This is a genomic window from Pyxidicoccus fallax (assembly GCF_012933655.1).
In the GTDB taxonomy this organism is placed as follows: Bacteria; Myxococcota; Myxococcia; order Myxococcales; family Myxococcaceae; genus Myxococcus; species Myxococcus fallax.
The window spans coordinates 1-783 of sequence record NZ_JABBJJ010000744.1 but is presented as its reverse complement, the minus strand read 5'-3'; the positions used below and the strand labels follow the sequence as shown (position 1 = coordinate 783).

Sequence of the window (783 nt, the reverse complement as noted above, 5' to 3'; positions counted from 1 at the left end):
GGGGAGGTGGGCGTGGGGCTTCCCCAGGTGCTGCCCACCTACGTGGCGGCCGGGGCGCGCAAGGTGGACTGCGTGGGCGCCTTCGCGCGGCTCGCGCTGGGGGCCTGGCCCGCGGAGGCTCGCGCGAGCGTGGAGGAGAAGGCCGCGGCCGCGGGGCTGCCACCGGGAGAGCTGCTCAGCGTCCTGGAGGAGCAGCTGCCCCCGCCGGAGCCCGCCGCGCGCGAGAAGCTGGAGGCGCTGTCCTTCGCGGAGGCCGTCGAGGTCCTCTCCAGCCTGGGCGCCACCCGGACCGGCATGCCCTCCATGCGCGCGCTGGCACGGAACGAGGGCGACTGACCTCCAGCCGGTGTAGAAGGCTCCCATGCGAATCGTCGCTGGTACCGCGAAGGGCCGCGCGCTGGCCGGCCCGAAGCCGACGTCGCGGCACATCCGCCCCACGGCGGACCGTGTCCGGGAGACCATCTTCAACATTCTCGGCCAGTTCCTGGACGGCCAGGGCGTGCTCGACTTGTACGCCGGCACCGGCGCCCTGGCGCTGGAGGCCCTCTCGCGCGGCGCCGGGCGGGCGGTGCTGGTGGACCAGGACCGCGAGGCCCAGGCGCTCTGCCGGCAGAACACGGATTTCCTGGGCTTCGGCGCCCAGGTGGAGCTGCTCGCGCAGCCGGTGGACCGGGCGCTGGCGGCGCTGGGGCGGCGCGGGGAGCGCTTCGAGCTCATCTTCGCGGACCCGCCCTACGCGGCGCGGGTGGTGGAGACGGTGCTGGAGCTGTCTCTTATGCACAT

At 74.6% G+C, this 783-nt stretch carries 1 protein-coding gene and 1 pseudogene; both read left to right on the top strand.

Features of this window, described 5'->3' with window-relative positions; all coding sequences use genetic code 11:
* Positions 1–336, top strand: a pseudogene (locus HG543_RS53945) (hypothetical protein); the annotation flags it as partial.
* A 25-nt stretch (positions 337–361) separates the two neighbouring features.
* On the top strand, positions 362–783 hold a 422-nt coding region (gene rsmD / locus HG543_RS53940), incomplete at its 3' end, for a 16S rRNA (guanine(966)-N(2))-methyltransferase RsmD (protein ID WP_169352715.1).